A 17,491-nucleotide genomic window follows, 5' to 3' on the forward strand; every position below is an offset into this window, starting at 1 on the left:
TTAGAAGTTCGCCGAGCGTGGTGTACGTGGGAATGGGATTACGTCACGAACGTTGCCCATACCTGTTACGTAAGAGACGAGACGCTCGAAGCCTAGACCAAAGCCTGCATGTGGCACGGTGCCGTAACGACGTAGGTCGCGGTACCAGCTCATGTGCTCAGGATCGATGCCGACTTCGCGCATACGTGCATCTAGGATGTCTAGACGCTCTTCACGCTGAGAACCACCGATGATTTCGCCGATGCCTGGTGCCAGTACGTCCATTGCGGCAACGGTTTTACCGTCATCGTTCGCACGCATATAGAATGCTTTGATGTCTTTCGGGTAGTTCTTCACGATAACCGGTGCTTTGAAGTGTTCTTCAGCAAGGAAGCGCTCGTGCTCAGAAGACATGTCGATACCCCATTCAACTGGGAACTCGAACTCACGACCAGAATCAAGCAGGATCTGGATCGCGTCTGTGTAGTCCACTTGTGCGAAGTCAGAAGAGACAAACTGCTCTAGACGAGTGATGGCCTCTTTGTCGATGCGCTGTGCGAAGAACTCTAGGTCGTCACGACACTCTGCAAGAACGGCGTTAAAGACGTACTTCAGCATGTCTTCCGCCAGTTTAGCGACATCGTCTAGTTCGGCAAACGCCACTTCAGGCTCAACCATCCAGAACTCCGCTAGGTGGCGGCTGGTGTTTGAGTTTTCCGCGCGGAAAGTCGGACCAAAGGTGTACACCTTGCTTAGTGCACAGGCGTATGCTTCAGCGTTAAGCTGGCCAGATACGGTTAGGAAGGTCTCTTTACCAAAGAAGTCTTCGTTGTAGTCCACTTTACCTTCGTCAGTGCGTGGCAGGTTTTCCATGTCTAGCGTAGAAACACGGAACATCTCACCAGCACCCTCTGCATCAGAAGCGGTGATCAGTGGCGCCGATACCCAGAAGTAGCCTTGTTCGTGGTAGAAACGGTGAATGGCTTGAGATAGACAGTTACGTACACGTGCTACCGCACCGATTACGTTGGTGCGCGGACGTAGGTGCGCCACTTCACGTAAGTACTCGATAGAGTGGCGAGTTTTCGCCATAGGGTAGGTTTCTGCGTCTTCGACCCAGCCGACCACTTTAACGTTTGTAGCGGCAAGCTCAAAGTCTTGGCCTTTCGCAGGAGACTCAACAATCTTACCCGTTACTTCAACAGAGCAGCCTGTGGTGAGCTTAAGTACTTCGTCGTCGTAATTATTAAGATTATTAGGGACCACGGCCTGAATCGGGTCGAAACAAGAGCCGTCATAAATGGCAAGGAAAGAGATTCCAGCTTTGGAATCACGACGTGAACGGATCCAGCCTCGTACAGTGACTTCACTGTCTACCGCTAGCTGACCTTTCAAAACGTCTGATACAGGCGCGTAAGTCATGTTTTCAATATTCTCCATTGAGTAAAAATTCAACCCAATGTTTGCAAAACCGTCATTGGACAATGCGTGAGCAAAACATTGGGTTGGGTAGAATTCTAACTATTCAATGGCACATATTACCTTTCAATTAATATGCTTCAACCATTAATGTCGATAAGTTGGCGAAAAACCGTTCATATCCACTCATTTCGGTTGAGAAAGAGAAAACTGATTAAGAAGATCCTCTAGTTGCTCGGATAACTGTTCAAGATTCATACTAATGTCTCGTGTTTGTGCCGCAGAATCCGAGGTTGCCCGGGCGTGTTGAGTGATGACGTCGACTTTCTGCTGAACTTCTTGCGTCAAGTGGGAGGTATTGCTGCTCTGACTTTGAATGCTGGTGGCGTGGGAGAGGGCTTGCTGCATCTCTGACACCACTTCGGACATGGCGACGGACAGCTGCTCCACCTCACTTGATCGTTGATGGGCGGTGTCGCACACCGTATCGACGGACGCGAGCGACGTTTGGCTATCGCTTTGAAAATCCGCAATGATCTTTTCGATACTACCGGTCGCCTCTGCGGTGCGACTGGCCAGCTGCCTGACTTCATCCGCAACCACCGCAAAGCCACGTCCTTGTTCGCCAGCACGGGCCGCTTCAATGGCCGCATTCAGCGCCAATAAGTTGGTTTGCTCTGCGATGCCTTTGATAACTTCTAAAATCGATGAGACTTCGACGGTTTGCTGATTCAAATCGACCAAATTACCTTTGACTTGCTCAATGTCGGTCACAAGATGTTTGATTTCGTCACTGGCGTTGTGCGCCCTTGTAGCACTGTGCTCGGCAATCGTGGTGGTGTGCTTGATCAGTTCAGAGGCGTTCACTGTCGCTTGTTCGACATCGAGTTGCTGCGCTTGCATCTGCTCAATATTGGCTTGAACTTCGTCGGTCTCTTGCTGCTGGTTGCCAGCGGCATCGTCGGTAATTTGCGCCACGTGCGTTAACTGATTGGCTGAGTGAGCCACCTGATGGGAAGTCGCTTGAACTTGACTTAGGCTGCTGGTCACTGTGTCCATAAATGAGTTGATGGCTTTGGCCAGTTGGCCAATTTCATCACCTTGATTGGAGATGACTCGCTGAGTGAGGTTTTTGGAATCACTGACGCTTTGCATAAAGCGCGAGGTCTTTTGGATGGGCTGAACAATGGTTTTGCGGATGATGCCCATAGTGACGAGAAAACCGACGAACCCAAAGGCGGACATGATCGCTAAGGCGATCAGTGTACGCTGGCTGACCATTTGATTGACGTGTGACAGATTGTACTCAAGGCGGATAGCACCGAGCACTTCCCCTTCTGGCGCCATATGACAGGCCACGCAGTTCGTGCCGCGATAGTTCTCACTCGATTTCATTGGCATGGCGACCACAATCCCTGAGCCCCATTCTGCTTGAATGGGCTCAATCACCAATTCGCCGCTGAGCGCTCGTTGGTCAATGTCATCGACGGGGCTTTGATTGTCGTTGCCTGGGCCGTAGAGCTTGCTGACGAGATCCGAGCGCAACACACGTACTTGTTCAATGCCATCTTGAGCTAACGCCTTCTGACGCAAGGTTTCTTTTTGCGCCATCGTGCCTGTCAACATCATCATATTGAGGCTATCAAAGTAGTTGCTGGCTTTATCATGGAGCTGCTCACTGAGTACCGAATTTAATAGCTCACGTTGCTGAAGGTATTGGTAGCTTGTCGAGGCAAGCAACACCAAACCAAAAACGGAGAGTAGGGTAATCAAGAGTTTTGTTGTTATGGTTAGACGCATGATCGTTTCTTGGTATGAGTTGGAACTGACATCACTATGATCTTGGATAGATACCTCTATAGAAAGTAGGTTTATTTGAGACTGTGATGCGACACATGTTAGTAGTGTGTAAATGTGATGTGTAACTGTTGTAATCAAAAACTTGACGCTGTGACGTTTTTCCGCCGTGCTACAGATAAGAGGTGTGGAAGGGAAAGCGTTTGCTTGGTCATTCAACGGATTTCGCGCTTGTCTCGACTATACTAATTCCTTAGTATTGCCACTCTTTAAAAACCCGAGAGTCAAAATGAAAACTGAACTATACAAAGAATTCATGTTCGAAGCCGCGCATCACTTGCCCCATGTGCCAGAAGGACACAAATGTGGTCGCCTTCATGGTCATTCTTTCTTAGTTCGCCTGTATGTCGAGGGTGAGGTGGATCCTCACACTGGTTGGGTTGTCGACTTTGCGGAAATCAAAGCGGCGTTTAAACCGATTTATGACCGCCTTGACCACTACTACCTTAATGACATCAAGGGATTGGAAAACCCAACCAGTGAAGTACTGGCGAAATGGATCTGGAACGAGCTCAAACCGTCACTGCCGCTATTAAGCAAGGTTGAAATTAAAGAGACCTGCACGGCCGGTTGTATTTACAAAGGCGAGTAATCGCCACAGCGTAGTGGCCGGTAAAGAATTCTGTGTAAAAAGCGAAGAATAGATGACTTCGTTTTTTTTGTGTGTGCTCGTCCATCGACGTTGGGTTCATCGCGTTGCGCACTGCGCTGGCCAATAATTCATCACTCAACGTGGCAGGCGTTGCAATCACGAGGATGATGTTTAAGATGGGCTGGGCCCAAACTGGGCGCGGCAGCAGAGGATAGGCTGTTTTTCTGGCACGGATTGCTGCATCGCCTTGGATAGTTCAATGATTGTTAAAATTACTACGCCTATTATCGAGCCGACGGAAGGGTCGCCACACTGTGCTGTCACGCCTGTTCACTCGCTCTATTCTCATTCTGCTTCTTTATCGTCACTTTTCTCCCTATATCACGACGTCAAACACCATTATTCCTATTGTTTCTGACCGTTAGCCACCGCGCTAGGTAGCGCACATTTACTCCACACGCACTAACACAGAAAACAACGTTATGAATACAAAACTCTTGGGAAGCTCCCTTATTATCTCGGGTACGGCACTGGGTGCCGGCATGCTCGCTATACCTATGGTATTGGCGCAATTTGGTCTTTGGTCTGGCACCTTACTGATGATCGTGATCTGCGCGGGTACCACTTACGCCGCCTTGTTACTGCTTGAAGCAACGTTAAAATCCGGTGGCGGACTTGGCCTGAACTCCATCGCGCGCAATACGTTAGGAAAAAGTGGCCAATGGATCACCAACTCGCTTTTATACGCGCTGCTCATCTGTTTGTTGATGGCCTATATCTTAGGCGCGGCGGATTTGGTTAGTCAGTTGATGGCGGCAATGGGCTTGGCTATCACACCCACTCAAAGCCAGATTGGTTTTACTGTTCTCGCTGGTGGAGTGATCGCCGCCGGAACCGGCATGATTGATAAGCTTAACCGCGGCTTATTCTTGGTCATGATCGCGTGTCTCGCGACCACACTGGCGTTTTTGCTGCCAGATTTTCATTTTGATCACTTAAATCGAGTGCTCAATGACAATCATTGGCAACTGTTCAAAACCAGCGCCGTACTCTTTACCAGCTTTGGTTTTATGGTCGTGATCCCTTCTTTGGTTGCTTACAATTCGCAGGCGACGGACCGCGAATTGAGAAACATGGTCATCATCGGTTCGGTGATACCGCTTTTCTGTTATTTGTGTTGGCTGTTTGCCGTGGTCGGGAATCTGAACCCTACTCAGTTGGGTGAGTTGAAAGGGGTGGGCGATTTGATCGCGGCTTTCGAGCATCATTCCCGCTGGATCGGCACCTTGCTGTCACTCTTCACCGGGTTGGCATTGCTGACATCGTTTTTTGGTGTCGCTATGGCGCTGTATAACCAGAATCGCGATATGTTCCACCAAAACCGCGTCGTGACCTATGTGTTGACCTTCATCTTGCCACTTCTGGGATCGCTGTTTGCGGCGGATAAATTCTTAGCGGTGTTGGGCTATGCCGGAATTATCTTGGTGTTTTTAGCGGTGTTTGTACCGCTTGCCATGGTGTATGCGCTGCGACTGGCCGATACTCAACCACAGCGTTACACCACAGAAGGTGGGCCGTTGATGCTGGTGCTGTCATTGCTGTTTGGTAGCGCGCTGCTCGCTTCACAAGTGCTGTTGTGACGCGTATTTTCGAGCCGAATTAACCCAACGAAAAAGGGAGCGCTGATATTCAGCGCTCCCTTTTTATTCAAACCCGAACCAGTGTAACCGACTCAAAGGTAAGCGATGGCATCACCGGATTAGCAGATCACTTTAACGGCCAAACCACCTTGCGAGGTTTCACGATATTTGGCGTTCATGTCTTTCCCCGTCTCCAGCATGGTTTCGATCACTTTATCCAGTGATACTGTTGGTGCTGACGAGCGGCGAAGCGCCATGCGAGTCGAGTTAATCGACTTCACTGCGGCAATGCCATTGCGCTCGATACAAGGGACTTGAACTTGACCTGCAACAGGGTCACAGGTGAGGCCAAGGTTGTGTTCCATCGCAATTTCCGCTGCCATACACACTTGCTCTGGGCTACCGCCCATCAGCTCTGCAAGGCCTGCCGCCGCCATCGAACAGGCGACACCGACTTCACCCTGACAACCCACTTCAGCACCAGAAATCGAGGCGTTACGCTTGTACAGACCACCAATGGCGCCAGAGGCTGCAAAGTAGCGAATGTAATCTTTTTCTGTCACGGTTTGAATGAACTTGTCGTAGTAGGCGAGCACCGCAGGGATAATGCCACATGCACCATTGGTTGGCGCGGTTACGACACGACCACCTGCCGCATTCTCTTCATTCACCGCAAAGGCGAACATGTTCACCCAATCGACCACAGACATAGGATCATTGGTCGTCTTTTCAGAGGTCAACAGTTGCTGACGCAACGCCGCCGCACGACGTGGTACACGCAGTGGCCCCGGAAGAATACCTTCGGTGTTCATACCGCGATCCATACACTCACGCATGGTTTTCCAAATGTTGGCAAAGTAGGTGCGAGACTCTTCATCAGAGTGCATCGCCGCTTGGTTTTTCATTACCAAGGTGCTGATGGATAGCCCGCTCTCTTTACATTGATTGACGAGTTCTTCCGCTGATGTGAACGGGTAAGGCACCTTGATTGGATTGGCTTCTTCTTTACCAAAGTTTTCTTCGTCAACGATAAAACCGCCGCCGATAGAGTAATAGGTTTTAGAGTAGGCTTTCTCTTCACCAATCCAAGCATGAATCTGCATGCCATTTTCATGCAAAGAGAGGTTACTACGGTGGAAGTTCATTCCTCCGTCTCTAGGAAACGAGACGGTATGACAGTGCATGCCAACAGGAAGGCGTTCTGTTTCTTCAACGCGAGCGATAAAGCCTGGAATCGCGTCGATATCGACTTTCTCTGGGGTGTTGCCAGCAAGACCCATGATGATGGCGATATCCGTGTGGTGACCTTTCCCTGTCAGTGAAAGTGATCCATAGACGTCAACGGTGATTTTAGTGATGTCGCGCAATTTTCCCATTGCACGTAAGTCATCAATAAACTCTTTACCCGCCTTCATTGGGCCGACTGTGTGAGAACTAGAAGGACCAACGCCGATCTTATAGATATCAAAAACACTAATCATATTGATTACCTCAAAGTAAGCCTCCCGAGCAAGAGGGAGGCTTAGTATTATTCTATTTGTTTGCTATCCGTCCTGATGAATCAGAGCCCGGTTTATAGCGCGCCGTAGATTACAGAACTAATGGCAGCAAGACCACAGATAGTTGTGAAAATCTGTACAGGTGCAGAAGTTTTGTACTTCGCCATCGCTGGGACTTTTTGCATAGCAAAAACAGGCATCAAGAACAGGATGGCAGCGATCATTGGCGCGCCCATGGTTTCAATCATGCCAAGGATGCTTGGGTTAACAATCGCCACAACCCAAGTGGTTAGAACAATGAATACCATTGAGCCTTTTTCGATTTTGCTCACTGGCGTTTGTGAACGTGATTTGATAAGTCCAACTAAACCTTCATGTGCACCCAAGAAGTGGCCGAAGTAGCTTGAGGTGATCGCAGCAAATGCCACCAAAGGACCCATGTAAGAGATCAGTGGAGACTCATGCACATTCGCAAGGTAAGAGAGCACAGAGATGTTTTGCTCTTTCGCCATCGCAAGTTGCTCAGGAGACAGAGAGAGCACCACAGAGAACACAAAGAACATTACGAAGCCCATCAGCATCATCGCTGCGCCGCCGGTAATGGCGTCTGTCTTCTTCACTGCGTTGTCACCGTGAACGCGACGTTGCTCTTTAGAGAACTGAGAGATCACCGGGCTGTGGTTGAAAGAGAACACGATGATAGGAATTGCAAGCCAAACGATAGATGGCATTGATGACCAGTCTGGAGCGACCGACATCATAGAGCCGTTCCAGTCAGGGATAAGATAGAAAGAGAGCGCAAGCAAGATGAACACGAGAGGGTAAACCAGTGCGGACGTCGCTTTAAGCATCAGCTCTTTGCCGAACAAGACGCCCGCTGTCATCGCCGCGATCAACGCACCAGAGAGCAACCAGCGAGGAATCGACTCCATACCCATTTGGTTGACAAGGAAAGAGTCAACGGTATTGGTGATACCGACACCGTAAATAAGAACGATAGGGTAAATGGCGAAAAAGTAGGCAAAAGTGATGATGTTTGCGCCAGTCTTACCGAAGTGTTCTTCTACTGTATCTGTGATATCTGCGTCAGGGTTTTTCGCCGAGAGTACAAAGCGAGCCAGTGATTTGTGTGCAAACCATGTCATCGGCGCTGCGATTAGCGCTAAGATAACTAATGGCCAAAAGCCACCCGCACCGGCTTTGATCGGTAGAAATAGAACGCCAGCACCGACGGCGGTACCGAACAAAGAGAGACACCAAGTGAAGTCGGTGTAAGTAAACTTACTAGAAGATTGTGCGGTATTAACCGCAGTTGTTGTTGAATTCATGTTGTGATACTCATTTTTGGGAACAGGAAATAAGTCGGGTGCAATAGTGCCTTATTTTGTTTCACGAAAAATAGATCTAAATCATGCTTTGTGTCTGGTCGCACCAGTCGGTTTTCAAAACAGGTTTTTCATCACGAAAATGACGTGCCACTGGTGATTTATGCTAATTTTAATCATTACAAAAACTAATGCTAACTAAAAGGTGGCTAATTTGAGGTTGGCGCAAACGATTGGCTGTGTGAGATGAATAAAGTTGATGTGAATAGATGAAAAAAGATCACTTATTGACGAGGGAGCGATAAATGTTTTTGCAGTGCTTGAATGATCTGCGCCGTCATCCCCCAGATAAAATGGTGTTGGTAAGAGAGACCGAACACTCGATGGCGATTCTGGTTGACGAGAAAGTGCTGACTGACCAATTTGGATCGGTCCAACACTAAGTTCAGCGGCACTTCAAACACTTCTGCCACTTCATTGGTGTCAATGCGTGGGGTGTAGTCCGGCTCGATAAAGGCGAGAAAGGGCGTGACCGTAAATCGGCTGACGGTGACAAGTACCGGCATCTGGCCGAAAATGGCGATGCGCTTAGGGTCGATACCAATTTCTTCTTGAGTCTCTCGCAGCGCTGTATGGGCCAGTGTGCCATCACTCGTTTCATACTTTCCGCCCGGAAAGCTCACCTGACCCGGGTGGTGCTTTAAGTGCGCGGCCCGTTTAGTAAACAGCACGTGCAGGCCATTATTACGCTCAACAAAGCCTATCAGCACTGACGCTGGGCGCAGCGATTCCGCTTTGAAGTGCGAGACGCGTTTCAGTGCTTCCTGATGATAATCCACGGTTTGAAGAAACTGAAAACGTTGTATTAAGTGATTTTTATTTAGCACAGACAATATCTTAGCCCTTGGTCGTTATTTGAAAAACCGCCGCTTATGGATCATGCTTTATTGGGTAATGGTTATTGCAAGGATAGCGTATTTTATGAAGGGCATTATATTCACTGAGTTTCTCGCCTTGGTCGAGGAAAAATTTGGTCTTGAGCAGTTAGACGCCATCTTAGACGAAGCGCAAGACAGCGGGATATATACGTCGGTTGGCAGCTACGATCACAAAAATTTGGTCAAGTTGATTGTTATTTTAAGCAAACAAACCGGCATTCCGCCTGAAGATTTGCAGCGCGTCTTTGGCCAAAGCGTGTTTGATAATCTGTTCGCGACCTTGCCTGACGCCAACAGTTTGGGGGGCTGTAAAAACTCACTGCAATTTATCAAATTGGTAGAAGACTACATTCATATTGAGGTGAAAAAGCTTTACGCCGAAGCCAATCCACCGAAGTTTGTGTTTATCTCAGAAAGTGAATCTGAAGTGGTGTTTGATTATCAAAGTGCCCGATGTATGTCGCATGTTTGCCTTGGCCTACTAGAAGGCTGCGCGCGCCATTTTGGTGAAACATTGGCGATTGAAATAAAAGACAAGACCGGCGCGGGGGATGACGTGCGTTTCCATGTGGTACTTGAAGGCTAGCCTATGGATAGTCCATCGCCGCTAGAGCGCAAGTTAGCGCGAGAAATCGCTGCGCGTAAGCAAGCAGAAAAGCTGCTCGAAAATAAAAGTTTGGAGCTGTATGAGGCGAATCAGCAGCTTCAATTGGTCTTAGCACAACTCAAAAAGCAAACCCATAAAGATTTACGCAAGCTCGACTTTGAGCAGCAGATCAACGAAGCGTTGATCCATTTTGGTCGGGCGTTCTTAAGTCGCACACTTGATGATGGCTTAATTGCCAATTTCCTAGAGCGGATTCAATCCTCTTCCGTCATCTTACGCGCTGGGGTGTTTATCTCACCCAACTTATTGTCTACGGTGATCGCCGACCAATTTGGTCACGGTAGCCAAACGACGCTTGAGAGTATCAAGCCTTATGCGGTTTGGGATGAGACGACACTCAGGCTGCCACTTGAAGTGGATTACGCGGTGATAGGTGAACTTTGTGTAGGGGTAGAACCGAGCGTGATAGAGGCCGATTTTATCGAGAGCCAAATCGCGCTGGTAGGGGAGCTGCTCTGCAATGCCATCAGTCGCCAGCTTATTATGACCAGTAACCAAGAAGCGCGCGCACGTGCCGAGGAGTCAGAGAAAGCGACCAAGGAATTTGTCGCGATGATCAACCACGAGTTACGCACACCTCTTAACGGCTTGCTCGGCAGTGCAGAGCTGCTGTCTGAAACGGAGCTCAACGAAGAGCAGCGAACCTTACTCACTAACTTAGCCCATTCGGGTGGCCTGCTGCGCCATATCATCAATGACATTCTTGATTTCAGTAAGATGAGCGCCGGGATGATGGAATTGATTCCCAAAACCTTCCTTTGGGCGGATATTCGAGCCATGTTGCTCGGTGTGTTTGAACCAAGAGCGAGAGAAAAAGGCATTGGTTTTATTATCGACGAGTGCACGGAATTGCCAGAAGCCTTCACTGGTGACTTTGAACGCATCAGTCAAATCTTAGTCAATTTAGTGGGCAACGCGGTTAAGTTTACCGAACAAGGTCAAGTGAGTGTCTCTGCGAAGTGGCAAGAAGGGCAGTTACACATCAAGGTGGTCGATACGGGGATAGGGATTGATTTTGATTCGTTAGAGCAGCTGTTTACGCCATTTGTCCAAGCTGACCGAACGGCAAAACGTAACTATGAGGGCACTGGGCTTGGGCTCGCCATCTCGAAAAATCTTGTGGAGCTGATGGGCGGTGAGATCGCAGCAGACAGCGAGAAGGGCAAAGGCAGTTGTTTCTCTTTTCATATTCCCTTGACCTTGGCTTCAATAGAAGAGTGGTCGTCGGGGCAAGTCGAGGCGAAAAAACACCAAAAACCTTTAGACGATCTTACCATTTTGGTGGTGGATGATATCCGCATGAACCAAGTGATCATCAACCAGATGTTGAAAAAACTCGCTATTGTGCCTGATATTGCTAACAACGGGCTGGAAGCTGTCGAGGCGGTCACACAGCGTCACTACGATTTGATTTTCATGGATTGTCGCATGCCCGAAATGGACGGGTTTGAGGCGACGCAATATTTACGCGATCAAAACTACACCTTACCCATTATCGCGTTGACTGCTGGCACCACACTCGAAGAGCGCGAGCGCTGCATCGAGAGTGGGATGAACGACATTCTGACCAAACCCTACACTGCCAAAGACCTACATTTGATGCTTGAAAAGTGGGGTTAAGCACTCAACACGGGTAAAATGCGGCTGAGCTTATCGAGCGTCTCTTGATATTCGGCATCATTTTGACTGTCAGCCACCAAACCGCCTCCTGCCCAAACGTACATCTGGCCGCCTTCTGCCACTACGGTGCGAATAGTGATGCTGGTATCCATTCGGCCGTGGCGACTGATGTAGCCAATGCTGCCACAGTAGGCATTGCGGCGATGCGGTTCCAACTCTTCGATGATCTCCATCGCGCGCACTTTGGGTGCGCCGGTAATGGACCCCCCCGGAAAACACGCACGTAGCAAATCACTGGCACGGTATGACGAGTCCAACTTGGCGGTAATCGTGCTTACCAGATGGTGTACCGCTGGGAAGCTCTCAATATCAAACAATTTCGGAACGGCAACACTGCCTGGCGCGGCGACGCGACCGACATCATTGCGCAGCAAATCGACAATCATCAAATTTTCCGCTTGATCTTTCTCCGCGTGCAATAAATCGTCAGCGGCGCGCTTATCGCGTTCTGGGTTGGTGTGGCGTGGTCGGGTGCCTTTAATAGGTTTGGTCTCGATCTGGCCGGCATTGAGTTGCAGAAAACGCTCGGGAGAGACACTTAAAATCGCGCCTTGCTCGGTGCGAATAAAGGCAGAAAAAGGGCCTTGATTGACAGCTTCGAGTTTTTGATACGCTTGCCACTCATCACCTAAATAAGGGGCCTGAAAACGCTGAGCCAAGTTGATTTGGTAACAGTCGCCCGAGCGAAGGTATTGCTGCACTTGGTCAAACTTGCGCGCGTAATCCGCTGGCGTCATATTCGATTGCCACGGCCCTTGCAGCGCAAACGTCGGCGAGGATACCTCTGATTGAGCAAATAACCATTGGTGCGCCGCCTCGATGTCTTCACCAACCAAAACCGCACTCTGTTGCGAGTGATCGACCACCAGTGCCCAGCGATACAGGCCGACGGCCATATCTGGTGTGGTGAGATCGTGCATCGCATACACAGGTAATTGTTCCACGCGGCGGCCCAAATCGTAAGCAAAATAACCCAATGCACCGCCAACAAAGGGCAGTTCCCCGTCGTAGTCTGTGTCACTTAACCAGCGCTGTTGCGTGTCGTCGAGCAGCTGAAAAGGGTCTAACTTGCTGTCCATTTCCCCCTCAGGCGTGACCACCGTACTGATATCGCCACGCGTTGTGACGGTGGCAATCGGCTGGGCAACCAGAATATCGAAACGGCTGTCGACATGATCTCGTGACGGTGAGCGTAACAACATCGCCCACGGCATCGACGCAATCGGGGCAAATAGCGTCGTCGCTAAGTGCGGATCATAAGAAAGAGGTTTGATTTGTAAGCCATTTGGCGCGTTGTTATTCATTTGTTTAATTTGTGACAAAGAGATCGTTCGTTGCATGGTATCAGAGGGAAAGCAAGAGTATCATAATGGCAACTCAGGTCGCTACATCGGCGTTTGACCCTATTACGGCGTTGGTCATACGACTCCTCTTAAGCAAACGCGTATCTATCGGCCTTATAATAAGGAAGCATAACGATAAAAGAGGCATGCAATGACGGTAATTCGCAAGCAGGATGTGATCAGCAGTGTGGCTGACGCACTTCAGTACATCTCTTACTACCACCCATTGGACTTTGTTCAAGCCCTAGAAAAAGCCTACCACAAGGAAGAGAGCCAAGCCGCGAAAGACGCGATTGCTCAGATTCTAATTAACTCGCGCATGTCCGCAGAAGGGCACCGACCTATCTGCCAAGACACCGGCATTGTGACCTGTTTTGTCAATATCGGCATGGCCGTGCAATGGGACTCCACCGACATGACGGTGCAGGAAATGGTCGATGAGGGTGTGCGCCAAGCCTATACCAATCCTGACAACCCACTGCGCGCCTCAGTACTGATGGACCCTGCCGGTAAACGCATTAATACCAAAGACAACACGCCAGCGGTGGTACACATCAATATGGTGCCGGGTGACAAAGTTGAAATTCAAATTGCGGCCAAAGGCGGCGGCAGTGAAAATAAAACCAAAATGGTGATGCTCAACCCATCCGATGATATTGCAGAGTGGGTAGAGAAAACCTTGCCAACCATGGGCGCAGGGTGGTGTCCACCGGGTATGCTGGGCATTGGTATCGGTGGCACTGCTGAAAAAGCGGCGGTATTGGCGAAAGAATCATTAATGGAGCACATTGATATTCAAGAGCTCATCGAACGCGGCCCGCAGAACGCTGAAGAGGAGCTTCGTTTAGACATCTTCAACCGTGTGAACCGTCTAGGTATCGGCGCGCAAGGTTTGGGCGGCTTAACGACGGTTGTTGACGTTAAAATCAAAACCGCGCCCACTCATGCAGCCTCCAAGCCTGTTTGCCTAATCCCGAACTGCGCCGCAACGCGCCACGTTCACTTTACGCTTGATGGCAGCGGCCCTGCGGATCTGACGCCGCCGAAACTCGAAGAGTGGCCAGACATTACCTGGGAAGCGGGCGAGAATACACGCAGAGTGAATCTCGATACCGTGACGCAAGCAGACATCGAGCAATGGAAAACCGGTGAAACGGTGCTATTGTCAGGTAAAATTCTGACCGGCCGAGATGCGGCGCACAAACGCATTCAAGGGATGCTAGAGAGCGGTGAAGGCTTGCCTGAAGGGGTGGACTTAAAAGGTAAGTTTATCTACTACGTTGGCCCCGTTGATGCGGTGGGCGATGAAGTCGTTGGACCTGCTGGGCCAACCACTTCAACCCGTATGGACAAATTCACCGATATGATGCTCGAACAAACCGGCATCATGGGCATGATAGGCAAAGCCGAACGTGGCCCAGCAACGGTGGAATCGATCAAAAAACACAAAGCGGTCTATTTGATGGCCGTAGGCGGCGCGGCTTACCTAGTGGCGAAAGCAATCAAAAAAGCGCGTGTCGTCGCCTTTGAAGATTTGGGTATGGAAGCGATCTACGAATTCGAAGTGGAAGATATGCCCGTTTCTGTCGCCGTCGACTCGAATGGCGTGAACGCTCACCAGATTGGCCCAGACACTTGGAAAGTGAAAATCCAAGAGATGGAAAGCCAAGCTTAAGTGTGAGAAATCGCTGATTTCATTAGGAATCAGTTGACAAAGGTGCGAATGAGTCGCACCTTTTGTTTAACGTCTACTGGTATTAGGAGTGCACATGCCTCGTTTTGTACAAATCTTACAGCTGATCATCGCTGCGGTTGTTGGCGCCTTCATCGGCTACGACTTAATCCTGCACGGTATCAGTATCTTCAATGAGAAATACGTCACCATTACCTGTGTGCTGTTTGTGTTGGTTGAGATTAGCTTGTTTGTTATCTACAAATTGATTGAAGACGATTAAGCGACGCTCAAGCGCAATCACGATTTGCTAAGCCTCTGATTTTAATCAGGGGCTTTTTTGTTCATCTTTGATTAAGATTGAAGTCGGTACCTTTAGTACAAATGATCAAAAGAGGCCATTCATGTCCATTCCCACGCCGATAAAACAGCTCTCACAAGAGATGCAAGATTTGCTCAGTCGCAGTATGGATTCTCATGTGCGCATCGCGGTCACGGGGTTATCTCGTGCAGGGAAAACCGCGTTTATCAGCTCGCTCGTCAATCAACTGCTGCATGCCTCGACCCATGAGGCGCTACCCTTGCTGGAAGCCTCGCGTGAAAAGCGCATTATTGGTGCGCGACGTGAACCGCAAACCAATCTCATGGTACCGCGCTTTGCCTATGATGAGGCGATGCGGGCCTTCTATGCGGATCAGCCCGATTGGCCGTTACCGACTCGTGACGTGAGTGAAATTCGCTTAGCGCTTAAGTACAAGCCGAAGAAGCGAAGCAAAAAGTTGCTCGGCAGCAGCGCAACGCTCAATATTGATATTATTGATTATCCAGGCGAGTGGCTGCTGGATTTACCGTTGTTGGAGATGGATTTTGATCAATGGTCTGAGCAGCAATTTGCTGCGTTGAAAGGCGAAAGAGCTCAACTGGCCGAGCCTTGGCTTAGTCAGTTAGCGCAATTTTCGTCCCAAGCGGACGCCGATGAAGACCAACTGGCCGCACTGTCAGCCGCCTACACCGACTATTTGCATGCCTGTAAAGCCGCGGGGCTACACTGGGTACAGCCGGGGAGATTTGTTTTGCCGGGCGATTTGACCGGGGCGCCTGTATTGCAATTTTTCCCCTATGTGGAGAAAGAACAAGGGAAACAAGTAAACAAAGACAGCCAGTTAGCGATGCTCAGAGCGCGCTATCACGAATACCAAACCAAGGTTGTCAAAGCATTTTATAAACACCATTTCGCAACGTTTGATCGCCAAATTGTGCTGGTGGATTGTTTGCAGCCACTCAACGCGGGCGCGGACGCTTTTCAAGACATGCGCGGCGCGTTAGAGCAACTGATGGGCAGTTTTCGCTATGGGAAAAGCCACCTGTTGCGGCGTCTGTTCTCGCCTACCATCGACAAGATTTTGTTTGCCGCCACCAAAGCCGATCATGTGACGCCTGATCAGCACCCACACTTGGTTTCACTGCTGGGCCAGATGGTTTACCCGGCATGGCAAGCCACCACGTTTGAGAATATTGAGATGCAGTGCCTCTCCATTGCTTCCGTGCAGGCAACCCAACCGGGCTTTGTGACCAAAGCGGGAACGTCTTACCCGGCACTAAGAGGTGTCGATCTTAGCGGTGAGCCGCAAACCCTCTATCCCGGAGAGGTGCCGAGAAAACTGCCCGATGCCAGTTATTGGCAGCAGCACGGTTTTGAGTTCACGGAATTTAGACCGCAAAAAGCGCAGATCGATGCGCCACTACCTCACATCCGAATGGACAAAGTTCTGCAGTTTTTGCTGGGAGATAAATTGAAATGAGTCAGCATGAAGAGCACCACAGTGAACCTCGCTTGAAGAAAAAGCAGGTCTTTGAGTCCACGCCCAATGAGGACACGCAGTGGCAAGGGGAGGCGCAGTCACAGGAGGACGACTTGACTCTCAAGCAGGCCTTCTCGTCCCAAGAGTCCTTCGCGCCCGTTAGTATTGATGATGAGGTGGAAGCGGATGAGGCCATTGAGAAGCTAGAAAACTTGCGACCGAAAAAACGCACCAGTCGTTGGGTGACAGTGCTACTTACGGCCTTTGCTGGATTGGTGGGCTGGCAAGCGGTCGATTCTCTCTACAATGCAATTCAAGCGGGGGATTGGCTGACATTAGGGTGGACTGGATTTGTCGCCGCATTGGCCGGCCTTGGTGTAACAGCGCTGGGGAAAGAGTTATGGAAACTGCGCCGCTTGCGTCACCATTTTAGCGTACAAGAACAAAGCCAAGCGCTGTTGGAGGCCAACAGTGTTGGCCAAGCGAAGGCTTTTTGTGAGCAGTTGGCCAAGCAAAGTGGTCTTGATGACAAGAGCCCTGATTTTCAGCGCTGGCAAGAGGCGGTGACCCAATCTCACAGCGACGCTGAGATTCTAGAACTGTTTGATGCGTTGGTCATCGCAGAGCAAGACCGACGCGCCAAAGCGATTGTCACTCAACATGCCACGGAGTCCGCGGCTTTAGTGGCGATCAGCCCGTTGGCGATCGCAGATATGGCCTTGGTCGCGTGGCGAAATTTCAAGATGGTGGACAAGTTAGCGGCGGTCTATGGTGTGGAGCTAGGCTATTGGTCTCGGCTGACGCTGTTTAAAGCCATCTTAGTTAATATGGCCGCGGCGGGAGCGAGTGAATTAGCGGTGGATGCCAGTATCGACTTGATGTCAATGGACTTAGCAGGTCGCTTGTCTGCGCGTGCGGGGCAAGGACTTGGGGTTGGCATACTCACAGCAAGACTCGGTATCAAAGCGATGGGACTATTGAGACCGCTTCCTTGGCTGGCGGGAAAGCAGGTCCGATTGGGTGAGATTCGCAAGCAAATTGTAGAAAAAGTCGTCGCTTTATCGGTCAAATAGCGCGA

At 49.9% G+C, this 17,491-nt stretch carries 14 protein-coding genes; 8 read left to right on the plus strand and 6 right to left on the minus strand.

What is annotated here, in order from left to right; genetic code table 11:
- Complete coding sequence (gene asnS, locus AC6R0R_RS16970) at nt 1-1,401, minus strand: asparagine--tRNA ligase (protein ID WP_500627580.1); 1,401 nt, start codon at nt 1,399-1,401, stop codon at nt 1-3.
- Nucleotides 1,402-1,584: 183 nt separating this feature from the next.
- On the minus strand, nt 1,585-3,198 hold the full coding sequence (locus tag AC6R0R_RS16975) for a methyl-accepting chemotaxis protein (RefSeq protein ID WP_500627581.1): 1,614 nt from the start codon (nt 3,196-3,198) through the stop codon (nt 1,585-1,587).
- A gap of 286 nt (nt 3,199-3,484) precedes the next feature.
- Here AC6R0R_RS16975 and queD point away from each other — a divergent pair, with 286 nt between their 5' ends.
- Nucleotides 3,485-3,847 carry a 6-carboxytetrahydropterin synthase QueD gene (gene queD, locus AC6R0R_RS16980; protein WP_334552419.1) on the plus strand — a complete coding sequence of 121 codons (363 nt, stop codon included), beginning with the start codon at nt 3,485-3,487 and terminating at the stop codon, nt 3,845-3,847.
- Between the two features lie 482 nt (nt 3,848-4,329).
- Nucleotides 4,330-5,487, plus strand: coding sequence for an amino acid permease (locus AC6R0R_RS16985; RefSeq protein WP_500627582.1), 1,158 nt, complete (start codon nt 4,330-4,332; stop codon nt 5,485-5,487).
- A gap of 119 nt (nt 5,488-5,606) precedes the next feature.
- Here AC6R0R_RS16985 and AC6R0R_RS16990 read toward each other — a convergent pair whose 3' ends face one another.
- From AC6R0R_RS16990 to AC6R0R_RS17000, 3 genes are all read right to left on the minus strand, one after another.
- Nucleotides 5,607-6,968, minus strand: coding sequence for an L-serine ammonia-lyase (locus tag AC6R0R_RS16990; protein ID WP_334552417.1), 1,362 nt, complete (start codon nt 6,966-6,968; stop codon nt 5,607-5,609).
- 92 nt (nt 6,969-7,060) lie between these two features.
- Nucleotides 7,061-8,314 carry an aromatic amino acid transport family protein gene (locus AC6R0R_RS16995; RefSeq protein ID WP_334552416.1) on the minus strand — a complete coding sequence of 418 codons (1,254 nt, stop codon included), beginning with the start codon at nt 8,312-8,314 and terminating at the stop codon, nt 7,061-7,063.
- A 281-nt stretch (nt 8,315-8,595) separates the two neighbouring features.
- Nucleotides 8,596-9,207 carry a CoA pyrophosphatase gene (locus AC6R0R_RS17000; protein WP_500627735.1) on the minus strand — a complete coding sequence of 204 codons (612 nt, stop codon included), beginning with the start codon at nt 9,205-9,207 and terminating at the stop codon, nt 8,596-8,598.
- An 85-nt stretch (nt 9,208-9,292) separates the two neighbouring features.
- On the opposite strand from AC6R0R_RS17000, the gene AC6R0R_RS17005 reads away from it, so the two are divergent.
- Nucleotides 9,293-9,835 carry a heme NO-binding domain-containing protein gene (locus AC6R0R_RS17005; RefSeq protein WP_500627583.1) on the plus strand — a complete coding sequence of 181 codons (543 nt, stop codon included), beginning with the start codon at nt 9,293-9,295 and terminating at the stop codon, nt 9,833-9,835.
- Nucleotides 9,836-9,838: 3 nt separating this feature from the next.
- Entirely contained in the window at nt 9,839-11,536 is a 1,698-nt protein-coding gene (locus AC6R0R_RS17010) for an ATP-binding protein (RefSeq protein WP_500627584.1), read from the plus strand.
- Here the strand turns inward: AC6R0R_RS17010 and pabB are convergent.
- Entirely contained in the window at nt 11,533-12,900 is a 1,368-nt protein-coding gene (pabB, locus tag AC6R0R_RS17015; RefSeq protein WP_500627736.1) for an aminodeoxychorismate synthase component 1, read from the minus strand. The genes AC6R0R_RS17010 and pabB overlap by 4 nt on opposite strands.
- Nucleotides 12,901-13,090: 190 nt before the next feature.
- On the opposite strand from pabB, the gene AC6R0R_RS17020 reads away from it, so the two are divergent.
- The 4 genes from AC6R0R_RS17020 (at nt 13,091) to AC6R0R_RS17035 (ending at nt 17,486) form a co-directional block, all read left to right on the plus strand.
- Nucleotides 13,091-14,614, plus strand: a complete 1,524-nt coding sequence (locus AC6R0R_RS17020) for a fumarate hydratase (protein ID WP_500627585.1) — start codon at nt 13,091-13,093, stop codon at nt 14,612-14,614.
- A 94-nt stretch (nt 14,615-14,708) separates the two neighbouring features.
- Nucleotides 14,709-14,894 (plus strand): hypothetical protein, encoded by a 186-nt coding sequence (locus AC6R0R_RS17025; protein ID WP_334552412.1) that lies wholly within the window; start codon nt 14,709-14,711, stop codon nt 14,892-14,894.
- Nucleotides 14,895-15,033: 139 nt separating this feature from the next.
- Nucleotides 15,034-16,413: a YcjX family GTP-binding protein gene (locus tag AC6R0R_RS17030; protein WP_500627737.1), complete on the plus strand. Its 1,380-nt coding sequence runs from the start codon at nt 15,034-15,036 to the stop codon at nt 16,411-16,413.
- Nucleotides 16,410-17,486 carry a YcjF family protein gene (locus tag AC6R0R_RS17035; RefSeq protein ID WP_500627586.1) on the plus strand — a complete coding sequence of 359 codons (1,077 nt, stop codon included), beginning with the start codon at nt 16,410-16,412 and terminating at the stop codon, nt 17,484-17,486. Before AC6R0R_RS17030 ends, AC6R0R_RS17035 begins: the two co-directional genes overlap by 4 nt.
- Nucleotides 17,487-17,491 lie beyond the last annotated feature (5 nt).

This window comes from Vibrio sp. R12-SW3-ISO1, assembly GCF_059834005.1.